The sequence below is a fragment of the Clostridium sp. 1001271st1 H5 genome, assembly GCF_005845215.1.
Taxonomy (GTDB): domain Bacteria; phylum Bacillota; class Clostridia; order Lachnospirales; family Lachnospiraceae; genus Enterocloster.
In genome coordinates this window covers 262669-277585 of record NZ_SPHO01000001.1, presented here as the reverse complement: position 1 = coordinate 277585, position 14917 = coordinate 262669, and the positions used below count along the sequence as shown (strand labels likewise).

Sequence of the window (14917 nt, the reverse complement as noted above, 5' to 3'; positions counted from 1 at the left end):
CAAAACAGATTCAGGTAAGGAAATCAGTCATGATAAAAGCAGAATTCGGAATCATAGACAAAATAGACATTACAAAAGATTATTCCGGATACGAGCCCGAAACATACGGATGTATCTGGATTTCAGATGATGAATATATAGACAGCTGGCAGCCGGCCCTTTCCGTGATGCAGACGTATTTCCACAACATGGACCGGCCCGCCACAGGCCTGGCCAGATGGGGCGTGACCTTAATCCCGCCCAAATCACTGCCCGCTTTCCAGGATATCGTGCTGTCGGACCCGCGTCTCAGCACGGATGAGAATCTTGTGCTTCTCGCAGACAAAATCCGTGAAGCCATCCGCGGCGGGAACTACATGATTCACTATGGCGTATAGCAGACAGGCCGGACCGTAAAACAAGAAGCGGCCGGACCTAAATCCTCTGCCGCTCAAATCCCAGATAGCGGGTTCCCTGGAAGCTCAGTTTTCCCCGGTCCCCCTCTGCCAGCATTCCATATTCCGTTCCGGTCATGGACAGCTCCATCCGGTCACCGCTCTCCACCTGGAATGTCACGTAATAGCTGGTGGATGTGGTGGAATGGAAACCGTGTGCTCCTGTGGCATCCCCTGCATTGGGATGGCTGTGGCGGCTGACATTGGTCCGCTTGGAGACCACGGAGGCTGTTACCGACAGCCTGGGAGATTGATTATTCTTATTCCACTGGCCCAGGCCCTTCACTGCTGTGACCACAAAGATTCCAATGATGGTTATGAACACCAGGGTAAACATGATTTCAAAACCGCCTCCCCAGAAAAAGGAATCCATGTACATAAACATCCACCTCTCTTTTCCGTTGTATACCCCCATATTACCACATATGCATGACGACAATGTTACATTTTACTTAATATAACCTAAATATTTCCATACGCAGGAAAGGGTTCCGGATTTGATTGGTGGAAAATCACCATTCCCCTTCTCCCCACAGACAGCATCCGCCTTTTTTTTCTGCCTTGGCGCGATACAGGGCCTGGTCCGCATACTCCAGTATGACCGGCAGGGGCTCTCTGGTGTCCCATATCACCACACCGGCAGAACAATAGGCCGGAATCTTATCGGCAAAGGGATATTCCCGAATGCTCCTGCATATGTCCTCCCCTTTTCTCACAGCGCTTTTCCCTGATTTCATCTGCTTCATGATAACCACAAATTCATCGCCGCCAAAACGGGATAATATATCGCTTTCCCGTGTCTGGTTCCTCAGAAGCTCAGCAAAGGCTGATATGGTCAGGTCACCTCTCACATGGCCGAATGTATCGTTGATATACTTTAAATTGTCTAAATCAAAGAGATACACAGCCAACGGCATGTCTTTACCGTCCAGAGCATCCACCGCTGCCTCCAGGCCCCTTCGGTTCAAAAGTCCGGTCAGATAATCCCTGCAGGCATCATTCTTAAGCATACGCTCCCGTTCCCTGGTGGCTGCTGACCGCATGGCCCTCATGGTACGCATTTCCAGTACGGCTCCTGTATGCGGCTTGTGCAGGAATTCATCCACCTCCATCCCCAGAGCCTGTTCCTCCATGCTTCCATCCCATGAAGTGGCAATAACGGGTATGTTCCACACCGCCCGCTCCCTCTGAAGCATCTCCAATATCTGAAATCCATCCGGTCCCGACAGGGTAAGGCTGATAATGGCTGCCCCAATCTTATTCTCATAGCTGGCAATGCAGGCAAGGGCCTTCTCTCCGTCCGCTGCCTCCACAATCTGATACTGGCCGTCAAATATCCTGCGCACTTCCCTGCAATAGGCCTGGTCTTCGTCTGCAACCAAAAGCACCGGCCGCTGTTTTTCAAAAAAGGCGGCTTCCTCCGGGGACGATTCCATGGCCGGCTGCTCCGGCTGTACCTTAATCAGCTTTTCAAACTCCCTGCAGGGCATGGGTTTGGCAAAATAATACCCCTGTACATAGTCGCAGCCGATTTCCCGCAGCTGTTCAAACTGTTCCCTGGTTTCCACGCCCTCCGCAACCACGCTCAGGTCCATCCACCGGGCCAGGCCCATGGTAAACCGCAGGATTCCCTGGCTTGCCTGCTTTTCCGTTTCATTCTGGATAAACTTCATATCCAGCTTCAGGATGTCAATGGGCATCTTATTGAGCATGTTCAGGGAGGAGTAGCCGCTGCCGAAATCATCCATCTCGATGATGAACCCCAGTTCCCGCAGTCTTCCTGCCACCTCAATGATTTGGGACGGATTTTCCGTATATGCGCTTTCCGTTATCTCCAGGTGAAGGCGGGCGGGCGGCAGGCCATATTTATGGACTGTCTCCCACAGGATTTCAGGAAGGTCCACGTTATAGATATCCGCCCTGGACACATTGACGGAAACAGGAATCCCAGGATATCCCAGGTCTTCCCACTTTCTCAGGACTGCACATGTCTGGTCCCACACATACTGGTCCAGCTGGGTAATGAAACCATTCTGTTCAAAAAGAGGTATAAACTGCCCCGGAGACTGAAGCCCCCATTCAGGGTGATTCCAGCGTATCAGGGATTCAGCCCCTGAAAGCAGTTCTTCCTTCACACTGTATTTGGGCTGAAGATAAATCTCAAACTGCCCCTCCCTCAGCGCGGACTCCATACACTCCGTTATGGCCTGTTCCCGCAGCAGCCTGCTGCGCAGCCGGTCATCATACATGGCAAAATATTTCCCATACTGCCCCTTTATACCGCAGGCAGCCAGCAGAGCCCTGTCACACATCTGGTCCACAGGAATGGTGCGGTCCTCAATGGAGTAGATTCCCCATTTTACCACCACATTCTTTGCATTGGGAAGAACATTGACCTGGGCCGTGGCCTCCATGAACATCTCATCCGTATACTTCCATCTGCGCTCCAGCAGTACAGCAAACTGGTCCCCGTTGAAATGGCCGCAAATCCCCCTGTCCCCTACCTGGGACTGATAGAATTCAGCCACCTCCCGCAGCAGCCTGTCACCGGCTGGAAGGCCAAATACATCGTTGACCAATTTAAAATTCTCAATATCAGAGCAGATAATATCATATTCCCGTTCCGGATGGCGGGCCAATTCCTCCTTCACCTTCTGGAAGAAAAATTCCTTGCTGTAGAGACCGGTCAGCCGGTCGTACTTTAACTGGTTGACCATGGCTGCATTTTCACGCAGGTTAATGATACTTGCCACTCTGTGCAGTATGATTTGGGGTTTGTAGGGTTTTGCTACAAAATCCGAAGCGCCATGGGAAAGGGCAGCCACCTCATCTGATTCGCTGTCGCTCTGGGTGGTCACAATGACCGGGATGGAAGAAAAAACCGGGTCTTCCTTCATGATTGAAAGAAATGTATATCCATCCATAACAGGCATGGTTATGTCCAGCAGAATCAGCGAAATCACATCCCCATGCTCCTTCAGGACAGAAAGGGCTTCCAGACCGTTTTCAGCCTCCATGACCTGATAGTCCGCAGACAATATTTCTCTCAGCAGCATCCGGTTAATTTCATTGTCTTCCACAATTAAAATTTGTTTTTGTGATATCATGTCCTTATCCCCTTTTATCTGTATACGCAATATCTGGACCTGCCTTCTTTCTTTGCCTGGTAAAGGGCCTGGTCACTGCGCTGGAGAAGCGCGTCTATGTCCATCTGGGAATCGCTGCTCTGGGCTATCCCTACGCTGGCTGACAGGGCAACGGTCTGCTCCGCTGCCTGGAACGCTGTACTCATTTCCTTCAAAAAAGCCTCTGCCTCCTGCTTCAGCTGGTCCATGCAGCATTTTCCCAGGCGGACCACCAGAAACTCATCCCCGCCCAGGCGGGCCACGAAGTCATCTTTAAAAAAATCCCTGAGCACATCCGCTGTGTGTACTAAAACCGCATCCCCCACCTTATGGCCGTATGTATCATTGACTTCCTTGAACCGGTCCAGGTCAATGTACATCAGGCTGACCGTCCTGCTGCCCCAGTTGTTATGGATATACTGGTAGAAGCATCTGCGGTTATAAAGTCCTGTCAGAAAATCTGTATTGGAGCTGTGACGGATTTGTTTCTCCAAATCCCGTTCCACCGTCACATCACGGAAAATACACAGCTTTCCCGCCACATGATTGAACACGTCATAGACAGAGTTTTCATGAATCTCCAGCATCTTACCGGTCCCATCCCCATGGGATACCCGCGCTTCCACATATCCTTCACTGTTGATGAAGCGCTGTTCCTCAAACGCACCTGCCAGCCACTCATCATAATCCTGTCCTATGACCTCTTCCCTGGGAAGCCTGAAGTATTCCTCAAATTTCCTGTTGGCATTGAGTATTTTCCCGTTATTATCCCACAGAAGAATGGCATAGGGCATGCTCTGCAGGAGAATCTCTATCTCAGCGCTCATGTTGACCAGGTCCGTCACATCATGGCCGATTCCCACTGTGCCCAGAACCGTAACCCCGTCCCTGTCCACGATGGGGGACTTATAGGTGCGCAGCTGGCGCATTCCGTGGGCCCCCTTTACCGATTCTGTAAACTGCAGTGTGCGGCGCGCCTTTATAACCGCATCCTCCGACTCCCTGCACGATGCCTCCCCGTTCTCATAGTCATCCGGCGAAACACCCCATATATAACAGTGCCTCTGTCCGGTCACATCCTCCCTGCTCTTTCCCACCACGGAGCAGAACGCCTTATTGACCTTAACATGAATCCCATCCAGCGTCTTGAACCATAGCATGTCCGGTATGCTGTCAATGGCCGTGTCCAGATAGGTCCGCGTCATATAGTAATCATAACGCAGCTTAATCTGTTCCATTATACGCATCAGACGTACCTTAATATAATTCCTGCCAGGAGGCGTCTCCCAGAACTCATCCGCTGCCTCAAGCTCCTCTGGCGGCAGTGTACCAATCCGCTGGCGGCTGCCGCAGAATATGAATACGGCGTCCTCTCCGCACTGGGAACGCAGCTTTGAGGGAAGCACCGGGTCATCCAGATTCCATATGACCAGCCGTCCCTCCCTCATGATTTCCTGATTTGCCTCAGGCAGCACCGTAATCTCATGTGTAAAATGTTCCAATGGTTCAAGAGAACGGACCAGCTCAGAGAGCATGTCCTCCTTACTGAAAATAGCTATCTTCATCCTGCATCGGTACATATGTTTCCCTCCCCCATGGAACATAAGCTCTGCTCAAATGTATATTTAATTAATTGTAGCATAAGCAAAATCTTTAATCAACAAAATTTGCCAAACAGCGGTTTAATGAGCGCCCCATGCAAAGACGGAGATTGGAATACAGCTGCTTTACCTATATATTTTTTCAATCCCAAATCAAGTTCCATTCAGAATATCAATTGGACTATTTTTTCCCGGTTACTTATACTCAAATAGGTATAAAAGCGAAAAATAAGGGAGTTTGTATGTTTAGTCTAGGAATTGATTCAGGCTCAACCATGACCAAGGGGGTCCTGTTCGACGGTAATGATGTGGTCGGATGCCACATGCTTCCCACCTCCATGCGTCCGGGAGAGATAGTAAGGGACATTTATGACCGGCTTTACACGGAAGACACCGGATTTGTGGTAAGCACCGGGTATGGCCGGAAACTTTTAAAAGAGGCAGATGCAAAAATCACGGAAATCACCTGCCATGGCGCAGGCGCTTCCTATCTGGCTCCCGGCTGCGACACGGTCATTGATATCGGCGGACAGGACTGTAAGGTCATTACACTGAACAGCCACGGCCAGGTAAATGACTTTTTAATGAATGACAAATGTGCGGCCGGCACCGGTCGGTTTATGGAGATGATAATGGCCAGGGTAGGAAGTGATATCTCACATCTGGACGAGTTCGTCCGCGGGTGCCGCCCGGTCCCCATCAACAGTATGTGCGCTGTCTTTGCGGAAAGCGAGATTGTAGGACTGATGGCCCAGGAGACCCCGCCGGGGGATATTGTCCTGGGATGCGTCCACTCTATCTGCCACAGGACCGCCATCTTTGCCCAGCGCCTGACCGGCGGACATCCTGACATCTTTTTCTCAGGAGGTCTGGCACAGTCCGGGGTCATGCGGTCCGTACTGGGAGAATATATGAAAACCTCCCGCATAACCACTCATCCACTCTCCCAATATACAGGCGCCGTCGGCGCTGCCGTCCTGGGATATGGGAAACTAAAGAAAAGGAGCAGAAGCTAACATGGAACTGAAAAAAGAATTGCCTGAGATATTTGAAGAGTTTGCAGATGCAAGGAAGAACTCATTTCTTGCCATAAAAGAATTAAAGGAGGAGGGCATACCTGTGGTAGGTGTATTCTGTACTTATCTTCCCAGGGAAATTCCCAATGCCATGGGCGCCTCCGTTGTGGGCCTCTGCTCTGTTACAGATGAGACCATACCCGATGCTGAAAAGGACCTGCCCAGAAACCTCTGTCCCCTCATCAAGTCCAGCTATGGCTTTGCCAAGACGGATAAATGTCCCTTCTTTTATTTTTCCGACCTGATTGTAGGCGAGACAACCTGCGACGGCAAAAAGAAGATGTACGAGATGCTGGCTGAGTTCAAGCCCGTCCATGTTATTGAGCTGCCCAACTGCCAGACAGAGGCTGGAATCGGTCTGTACCGCCAGGAACTGATACGGTTCAAGGAGGTGCTGGAAGAGAAATTCGGCACAGTCATTACAGAGAATGCCATCCGCAGCCAGATACATAACCGAAACCAGATTCTCGCGGCCCTGAACCGCCTCCAGTACGTCATGGCCCTGGACCCGGCTCCTGCCCTTGGACTGGATATTGTCAACATTGTCTACGGCACTGGATTTAAGATGAAAATCGACACCCTGGCAGAGGAGGTCAATGCCATTACGGATAAGATTGAGGCCGAATACGCCCAGGGAAAGAACATAGGCCGGAGAGCCAGAATCCTTGTGACCGGTTCCCCGTCCGGCGGCGCTGCCCTTAAGGTGGTGCGCGCCATTGAGGATAACGGCGGCGTGGTGGTCTGCTTTGAGAACTGCTCCGGCATGAAGCCCCTGGACCCCATCGACGAGGACAATCCTGACGTATACGATGCCCTGGCCAGGAAGTACCTGAACATCGGGTGTTCCTGTATGTCCCCCAACCCCAGGCGTATGGAACTGCTGGACAGGCTCATAGACGATTTCCATGTGGATGGAGTGGTAGATTTGGTGCTTCAGGCATGCCACACCTACAACGTGGAAACCTCCCTGGTCCGCAAGCTGGTGAAGGACAAAAAGGGGCTCCCCTATACCGTTGTGGAGACAGATTATTCCCAGGCCGACGTGGGACAGCTGAATACCAGGATGGCTGCTTTCATAGAGATGCTATAATTTGATAATAAAGGGACAGGCTCTTTTCCGGAGGCTGTCCCTTTTTCACTGCTGAAAGGCTTTCAGTCCATCGGCCACAGGCAATATTATCCAGGAACCGATATTGCAGTGTGGTTTTCACTGGGTTATAATATTTAGTATATTGTAATGTGGTATGTTTGCATATGGAACATAAAGAAACACAGAGAACCAAAGGAGGATATTCATATGGTAGAAATAAACAGAGACGCCTGCATCGGCTGCGGGCAGTGTATTGGGGATTGTATTGCAGAAAACCTGCATCTGAAGGAGGGGAAAGCAGAGGTATCCGGAGCCTGCATTCTCTGCGGCCACTGTGTTGCTGTCTGTCCATGCAGCGCCGTATCCATCCCGGAATATGATATGGAGGATGTGGAAGAACTGAGTCCCGCCCAAACCAGGCTGGATGCGGACCGGCTTCTTAAGGCGATTAAATTCCGCCGCAGCGTGCGTAATTTCAAGCAGACGCCGGTCTGCTCCAGGGACCTGGACATGCTGGTCCAGGCAGGACGGTACACCGCCACGGCCAAGAACATGCAGGACTGCCGCTTTATCTTTGTCCAGAAGGAACTGGAATACCTAAGGACCCTTATCTGGGATGGAATCGGCCGTATTCTGGACACCTCCCCGGAAGCAGCCCTGGCCTACCGCGGCTTTTATAATGCCCATATGGCTGATTCAACCCGGGATTATCTCTTTCGCAACGCGCCTGCTGTCCTGTTCATTGCATCTGAATCCAATATAGATGCCGGGCTGGCTGCCCAGAACATGGAGCTCATGGGTGTTTCACTGGGACTCGGTTTTCTGTATAACGGCTATCTCAGAAGAGCAGCTGAAATGAATCCCAGAGTTTTACAATGGCTGGGCGTGGGAGAAAAAAAAATAGAAGCCTGTGCCCTTTTGGGATATCCGGACATCACATATAAAAGGACGGCGCCCAGAAGAACGGCGGATGTGATTCTTCTGTAACCCCACAGTCTGCCTCTACAGCCGCTTCATAAACTCAATATCCTTCCTGGCGGCTGCCGGATTCATTTCCTCCCGGAGCAGATACATATCCGGTCTGTTTTCATGGAGCCATCGGCTGATTTCCTTATACTGCAGGATGCCTTCTCCCAGCTGTTCCGGCTGATATGCACGGTCCTTTCCCAGACTGTAGTCTTTAATATGCATTACATGGATATATGCTCCGATGCCCTCAAGCCACTGGCTCCAGTAAGTATCCTGGTCCGTGAATTCCGGGTATTCCAGCAGGTTGGAGGCGTCGAAAATCAGCCGCAGGTGCTCCGGGTCGTCCACCATCCGGATTACTTCAAGGGTTGTTTCCAGGTCCGTGAGAGGATGCCAGTATACCGGCTCAATGGCCAGTTTCATGTCAATGCGCTGCGCCTCCTCCATGACCCGTTTCAGGCTGTCCATCATATAGGGACGCCAGGCAGCCCTCTCACCCTTGTTCAAATGGGCATAAGCTGTCTCAGTTCCCACCACGCCGGCCCCCATTTCCTTTCCGTAATTCAGGCATGTCTTGATTGTCTTCACTGCATACTGCCTTGCTTCATCATCGGGATTCCCCAGGTCCATATAGCATCCCATCACAGGAATCTCCACCTGATTCTCCTCAAATGCCCTTCTGATACGTTCAATGTGGGACAGCCGGATATCCTGATAGCTGCCAATCTCCTTAAATGCCTTGGGAAGGGCCAGCTGCGCCCCGTCATAGCCTTCCCCATGCAGAAGGCATGCCAGCTCTTCGATACCGCGTTTACCGTAATCATGTGCGCGTACGCCTATTTTCATCTTTATATTCCTCTTTCTGTCTGTATTCAAGAATACCATTATCTATCATCATACAGGAATGCCCTATGAAAACAAGAACGTAATTCGTCAAAGAATAGGTCCTTATTTGTATCTTATTCTATATTTTCCCTGCTCCCGCCTGTATCCTTACGGTCCGGCGGGAAGCATGACCAGGATTTCCGCCACCTCATTATCCGTGGCAACCCGCTGGGGCGGTCCCCAGGTTCCTGCGCCTGAGGTAACGATGACCTGGGGCGAAGCATCCGATGCCCGGTAATATCCGTAATCCACATCAAATACAGCGTTGGTAATCAGATTAAAAGGAAACATTTGTCCCTGGTGTGTATGTCCGCAGAGAATCAAATCCGTCTCTTCCCCATAGTCCCGGATATTTCCCGGCTGATGGTCCATTACAATGACAGGCAGCTCCCCTGCCTTTGCAGGCATCGTGAGATTTTCCCGCTTATCCCCCTGCCCGCCAATGGGAAAGGAATCCCTCCTGCCCGCCAGCACAAAACGGCCGTCTATGACAACCGCCTCATCCTGCAGCACATGAACGCCTGCTTCTGAGAGGAATTCCAGCATGCGGCCATAGCTTGGACCTGCATCATGGTTTCCAAGGCAGGCGTAAACGCCGTAAACTGAATCCATTTTCAGAAACAATGCCTTAAGAGCTTCCGGGTCAGCCGGGACAGCGGCATCGCCGTCAAATATATCTCCGGCCATACAGACAATGTCCGGCTTTGTGGAATTTACCGCGTCAATGACCTTTTCAAGATGGTGTTCTCCTATGACATACCCCAGATGCAGGTCGCTAATCAGGGCAATCCGCAGCGGAGCCTTTTCTGCATTCCGGCCGCCTATCTGAACTTCGTAGGGTTTTATCTGTATTACCGCCCCATGGACAGTCCCATATACGGACAGGGCAGCTGAAAGAAACAGCGGTATGGTTCCCGCTGCAATGCCTGCCCGGAAGGACAGGGGCGGCGGAAGAATACGCATCACGCCTGCCAGGAACACCAGAAATCCCGCCAGATTAACGAACATCACCATGTAGACAATGAATCCAAGGAGATAGTGGTCAGCATAGAAAACAGGCGCAGGTATATGGCTATTTGGAATACGGCTGACAACAAACGCTCCCAAAATCCCGGTAACTGCCAGACCATAGACAATTCCATACCCCAGGGAACCCATGCCCGGAAAAAGCGGTCCAAGCCACTGGTACAATTTCCGCCCTGCATTGGCAAACAATCCAATTATGACCGCAAGCGCGGTAAACAGACTTATCAGTTTCATTCTTTACTCCATTTCAGGCCTAATCCCCTGTCCTTTCATGACAGTTCACTTCTTCACACAAATCCATGAACAGCCGCATCAATGGACTGACCCACTTGTTCTTATGGTATGCGCATACTGCCGAGAGAACCGGACGCTCCAAATCTGTCCTGACTATCTCCAGTTCTCCCCGTTCCAGTTCTTCCCTCACCGTAAATTCAGGCAGAAAGGAAATACCCACATCACTTTTTACCAGATTTTTAATGGTAGGGATGCTCCACAGCTCAATGGTATGGTCCAGGCGGATGGATTTCTCCCGTAAATACGATTCAAATATCTGGCGGAAAATGCAGTTGGGTTCATTGATGATAAATGGAACAGGAATCTCCTGGTCCGGTGTCAGAAAATCCGGATGGGACTGTTTAACCTGGGGCGAGGCAACTAAAACAACAGGATATTCTCCCATGGACCTGGTGCAAAGTCCTGTGCCAAAGCCTCCTACCGTTTCATAAAACACCCCCAAATCCAGAGTTCCCTTCAAAAGCTCATCCCTTATATCATAGCAGTTCATGGAGCGTATGAAAAGACGGGCCTTGGGCGCCTGACGGTGAAATTCCTTTAATATGGACGGAAGCTTGTAACACAGAAGCGTTTCTCCCACTCCCACTAAAAGCTCTCCCCGGCACGCCTCCAAATCCTGCTCAAAACAGTGCAGCTTTTTCACTGAATCCAGCACCTCGTCCACATAGGGAATCAGATGCTCTCCTGCCTTGGTCAGGACCATACGTCTGCCGATTTTTTCAAAGAGGCAGGAGGACAGCTCCTGTTCCAGCTGGCCAATCTGGAACGTAATGGTGGACTGGGTATAATTCAGCTTGTCAGCTGCTTTGGAAAAGCTCCCCTCTTCAATGATTGTCCGGAATGTGTTCAGGTATTTTAAATCCACAATAATTCCTTCTTCCTTGTATCGCTGTATACTTAAATACTTTTGAAGTATTACACTAAAACTTTTGATTTGATTGAATCATTATTTACGTGTATTATAACGAAAAAGGAGGAAATAAGCAATGTATTTTTCAATCATTATGACCTATCTGCCCTACTCCCTGGTCACTGCCTTTACCCCTGGTCCCAATAACATCGTTGCCCTCTGTGCGGTGAGCCGGAACGGATGGCGCAAAGGCAGACATGTTCTCCTGGGCATTGCAGCCGGTTTTCTGTGCGTAATGGTCCTCTGCGCCCTGTTCTGTTATGAACTGGCCAGGTATGTACCGGCCCTGGCCAAAATCCTTAAGTATGTGGGGGCCGCCTACATAGTCTGGCTGGCCATACATGTTGCCCGCAGCACATACGCAGAAACCGAAGACCACGGGATATCGTTCTGGAAAGGCGTTTTTCTGGAGTTTACAAATATCAAAATCATCCTGTACGCCATTACCATCTATACAGGCTATGTGCTTCCGTCCGGTGCGGGATTAGGTTCCCTGTTGTTTCATGCTGTCAGCATGACGTTCATTGGAATGGCAGGAGTCATGACCTGGGCCGGTGCAGGAAGCATTCTGCAGCGGTTCCTGAAACAGTATTGCCGCCCCTTTAATCTGGTTATGGCGCTGGTTTTGGTGTATTGTGCCGTGACCCTGGTATTGTCCGGCGCCTGATTTTTATGTTTGGCGGTGCGGAGGCCTCCGGGTCTGGCTTTTTACCTGGCGGTGCGGAGGCCTCCGGGTCTGGCTTTTTACCTGGCTGTGCGGAGGCCACCGGGCCTTCTCCCGCTTCAGCCTGTCCCTTGCGTCAGCAACTGATTCTCCCTCCCTGACCAGGTACCGTTCAATAAACCATTCCACGTTCTCTTTTCCTGTAATAAAGAGGCGTGTCCCCCATATACCTGGAAAATGTGTTGGAAAAATGGCTGCTGCCGGAAAACCCGGCTGCCAATGCAATTTCCAGGATACTCTTGTCCGTATGGGTCAGCAGATACTCTCCCATGCGTACCCGGTAGGAAATAAGATAATCCACAGGGGACTGCCCCAGTATTTCCTTAAAATCCCGGCAGCATTCGCTGGTGCTGACACTGGCTGCCTTTGCAATATCCTCCAGCCGGATTTTTCCGGCATACTCCTGGTGAATGAATTCCAGGCAGGAACGGACCCGCCTGTACTGGACATCGGAAAAAGCTGGCTGCCGCTTATTTCTTAAATCCAGATTCTCATACAGCGTAAGCCCCATCTTCTGCAGCAGAATCTGCAGGCGCCACAGATATCCCCTGGGCCGCCTGCAGTCACACTGATACATGTCATGGATGCAGGACAATGCATCCCCATGCCATGGACAGGTATTGTCAAACAGAAAGAAATCCCTCTCTGTTTCTGTAATAAGGGAAACATACTGCGTTTCCACCAGTCCCCCGGAAAGGCCGTGGAGCAGATAAGGGTCAGCCAGCACGGCGCAGTAAACGCTGCCGCGCTGCTGGTGATAGGGCGTGACCATGTGCAGCATATTAGGCGGCAGGAGCCCGCCCTGCCCGGCGCAGAGCACATAGGAACAGCCGCCTGTCTGAAACTCAATGTCACCCTTCAGCACATAAACCAGCTCCAATTCCTTATGCCAATGCCAGGGTATGACCCGGTTTGGATACAAATCCAAATCATCCAGGTACACCTCCATTGGAAAAGCAGGCGTGCCATGACAGGTAACTTCCTCCAGGTTACCGTTTACCTCCAGATAGTTTAGCTGCATGTCGAAACCTCCTTTCCCGGAAAGACAGGATTCTGTTATTTTCAGCCGTGATTTTATTACAAATATCTCTATAATTCCATTATAATGAAAAAAAGGACATATGCAAGGTATTTTGTTCAAAGGAGTGATGATGGAAATGAAATTGGCTTATATTACCATTCATACCATGGAACCGGAGATAATGAAAGATTTTTATGTGAAATATTTAGGAGCGGTCGTGGATGATGTACGTCCCTTTGACAGGCCCGTATACAGCCTGTCTTTTGATGGAGGAATAAAAATCAAACTCATACCGGAACAGCACGGCTCATTGGGAGTCCCATCCGCTGTATCGCCCGCCGTTCCATCCGTCATGCCATCCTTTCCGGAAACCCGGCCTTCTTATGCGGTGAGGCTCACCTTCAGGGTAGGAAGCAGGAAACGTGTCAACGAACTCACCGGCCAGCTGATACTGGAAGGCCACGAAGTAATATGTGAGCCTGGGTTTTACGGCATGGATTATTACAGCAGCAGCGTCTTTGACCCGGAAGGAAATGTGATTGAATTGGTGGCATAATACGCCCCCCTTCAGATTCATTCCAGGAAAGCAGGGGCGGATGACCGCTCGGCCATCCGCCCTGTTTTGTCCATGTCAGCCCCATTAAGCCTGTATCCATGTATTCAGATACTCTTCCACCATGTCCTGGGGAACCATGCTGCCGCCTGTTGCCCAGGCTATATGGGTGGCCTGTCCCAAGCAGTCACAGAGTCCCTTTTTCCTGACGTATCCTTCCATCTCATCCGGATGCAGGAATGCTGCAAAGGAGGCGCATGCAGACGGTTCTATGAATATATTCTCGGTTCTCATAAGCGCGCGCATCAGCTCATACAGTTTTCTGTCCTCAAATTCCTGACACTGACCCTGTCATGCTCGCCTGTGGCCATTCCCACCAGCATACAGCATGCCTGGATTTCCTGTTCCTCCAGCTGGCTTTTCAGGCGCTCTCCTGCGACTGCATAGCCCAGAAACAGGTTGACGGAATTCTCATCGTCCACAAAATAGCTCATGGGGTCCTGGCCGGAACGCTTTCTTCCCTCTTCCACAGCCGCGCAGTAGTCGGATTCATACTCCACAACCGTGACTCCCTTGCTTCTCAGCAAATCCTTTTTCCACTGTTTGGCGTCTGCCGACATGTGCACAATTACCTGAAAACCCAGTTTGGCACTCATGATGCCGATGCTGAGCCCCAGGTTGCCGGTAGACCCCACCTGAACCTTATACCGTGCAAAAAACTCCTTCATTTCACAGGAAGCCAGTTTCCGGTAATCCTCCTTTTCCGTGAGAAGCCCTGCCTCGAAAGCCAGGTCCTCCGCATGTTTTAACACCTCGTAGATACCTCCCCTGGCTTTTATGGAGCCGGATATGGGAAGGTGGCTGTCCATTTTTAAAAACAGCCTTCCGGAGATTCCCGCTCCCCGCTTCTGGTTCAGTTCCTGTCTCATGGCCCGGATTTCCCGAAGCTCCGATTCTATCATGCCATTCCGGCTGGCAGTCTCAGGGAAAACCTCCGCCAGATAAGGTGCAAAGCGGGCCAGCCTTACTGCCGCGTCTTCAATCTGCTCTCCGGATACTTTCTTTTCTCTCTGTCCGCTCTCCAGGCACTCCCTGTCATTTATCCACAGCACCTCTTTTCCGGCGGCAGCCTCCGCCGATGCAGGTATCCGGCTGATGTACGCCTCTATTTTTGAATCCATGATATCATTTCCTTCCTGTTCGTAAATG

General features: G+C 50.8%; 15 protein-coding genes. 6 read left to right on the top strand and 9 right to left on the bottom strand.

Annotation, left to right across the window (positions count from 1 at the left end; genetic code table 11):
• Positions 1-29: 29 nt before the first annotated feature.
• Positions 30-377 carry a hypothetical protein gene (locus FGS84_RS01160; RefSeq protein WP_138305910.1) on the top strand — a complete coding sequence of 116 codons (348 nt, stop codon included), beginning with the start codon at positions 30-32 and terminating at the stop codon, positions 375-377.
• Between the two features lie 37 nt (positions 378-414).
• On the opposite strand, the gene FGS84_RS01155 is transcribed toward FGS84_RS01160, so the two are convergent.
• The 3 genes from FGS84_RS01155 to FGS84_RS01145 form a co-directional block, all read right to left on the bottom strand.
• On the bottom strand, positions 415-813 hold the full coding sequence (locus tag FGS84_RS01155; RefSeq protein ID WP_138305909.1) for a DUF2500 domain-containing protein: 399 nt from the start codon (positions 811-813) through the stop codon (positions 415-417).
• A 133-nt stretch (positions 814-946) separates the two neighbouring features.
• Positions 947-3541 carry an EAL domain-containing protein gene (locus FGS84_RS01150; RefSeq protein ID WP_138305908.1) on the bottom strand — a complete coding sequence of 865 codons (2595 nt, stop codon included), beginning with the start codon at positions 3539-3541 and terminating at the stop codon, positions 947-949.
• A gap of 14 nt (positions 3542-3555) precedes the next feature.
• A complete protein-coding gene (locus tag FGS84_RS01145; RefSeq protein WP_138305907.1) occupies positions 3556-5139 on the bottom strand; it encodes a diguanylate cyclase in 1584 nt (527 codons plus the stop codon).
• A 263-nt stretch (positions 5140-5402) separates the two neighbouring features.
• Here FGS84_RS01145 and FGS84_RS01140 point away from each other — a divergent pair, with 263 nt between their 5' ends.
• The 3 genes from FGS84_RS01140 to FGS84_RS01130 all read left to right on the top strand — a co-directional run bounded on the left by FGS84_RS01140 (position 5403) and on the right by FGS84_RS01130 (position 8313).
• Positions 5403-6176 carry an acyl-CoA dehydratase activase gene (locus FGS84_RS01140; protein ID WP_138305906.1) on the top strand — a complete coding sequence of 258 codons (774 nt, stop codon included), beginning with the start codon at positions 5403-5405 and terminating at the stop codon, positions 6174-6176.
• 1 nt (position 6177) lies between these two features.
• Positions 6178-7326 (top strand): double-cubane-cluster-containing anaerobic reductase, encoded by a 1149-nt coding sequence (locus tag FGS84_RS01135; protein ID WP_138305905.1) that lies wholly within the window; start codon positions 6178-6180, stop codon positions 7324-7326.
• Positions 7327-7533: 207 nt separating this feature from the next.
• On the top strand, positions 7534-8313 hold the full coding sequence (locus FGS84_RS01130; RefSeq protein ID WP_138305904.1) for a nitroreductase family protein: 780 nt from the start codon (positions 7534-7536) through the stop codon (positions 8311-8313).
• Positions 8314-8328: 15 nt separating this feature from the next.
• Here the strand turns inward: FGS84_RS01130 and FGS84_RS01125 are convergent, their stop codons facing one another.
• The 3 genes from FGS84_RS01125 to FGS84_RS01115 form a co-directional block, all read right to left on the bottom strand.
• The gene (locus FGS84_RS01125; protein WP_138305903.1) at positions 8329-9141 is read right to left on the bottom strand and encodes a sugar phosphate isomerase/epimerase family protein; all 813 of its coding nucleotides are present in this window, start codon (positions 9139-9141) and stop codon (positions 8329-8331) included.
• 147 nt (positions 9142-9288) lie between these two features.
• Entirely contained in the window at positions 9289-10440 is a 1152-nt protein-coding gene (locus tag FGS84_RS01120; RefSeq protein WP_138305902.1) for a metallophosphoesterase, read from the bottom strand.
• A 19-nt stretch (positions 10441-10459) separates the two neighbouring features.
• Positions 10460-11365: a LysR family transcriptional regulator gene (locus tag FGS84_RS01115; RefSeq protein ID WP_138305901.1), complete on the bottom strand. Its 906-nt coding sequence runs from the start codon at positions 11363-11365 to the stop codon at positions 10460-10462.
• 121 nt (positions 11366-11486) lie between these two features.
• Between FGS84_RS01115 and FGS84_RS01110 the strand changes: the two genes are divergently transcribed.
• The gene (locus FGS84_RS01110) at positions 11487-12077 is read left to right on the top strand and encodes a LysE family transporter (protein WP_138305900.1); all 591 of its coding nucleotides are present in this window, start codon (positions 11487-11489) and stop codon (positions 12075-12077) included.
• A gap of 169 nt (positions 12078-12246) precedes the next feature.
• Here FGS84_RS01110 and FGS84_RS01105 read toward each other — a convergent pair whose 3' ends face one another.
• Positions 12247-13155, bottom strand: a complete 909-nt coding sequence (locus FGS84_RS01105; protein WP_138305899.1) for an AraC family transcriptional regulator — start codon at positions 13153-13155, stop codon at positions 12247-12249.
• 127 nt (positions 13156-13282) lie between these two features.
• Between FGS84_RS01105 and FGS84_RS01100 the strand changes: the two genes are divergently transcribed.
• Complete coding sequence (locus FGS84_RS01100; protein WP_243129798.1) at positions 13283-13711, top strand: VOC family protein; 429 nt, start codon at positions 13283-13285, stop codon at positions 13709-13711.
• Between the two features lie 84 nt (positions 13712-13795).
• Here FGS84_RS01100 and FGS84_RS31930 read toward each other — a convergent pair whose 3' ends face one another.
• Both FGS84_RS31930 and dsdA read right to left on the bottom strand, forming a co-directional pair.
• Positions 13796-14002: a hypothetical protein gene (locus tag FGS84_RS31930; protein ID WP_347563757.1), complete on the bottom strand. Its 207-nt coding sequence runs from the start codon at positions 14000-14002 to the stop codon at positions 13796-13798.
• 11 nt (positions 14003-14013) lie between these two features.
• Positions 14014-14889 (bottom strand): D-serine ammonia-lyase, encoded by an 876-nt coding sequence (dsdA, locus tag FGS84_RS01095; RefSeq protein WP_347563756.1) that lies wholly within the window; start codon positions 14887-14889, stop codon positions 14014-14016.
• Positions 14890-14917 lie beyond the last annotated feature (28 nt).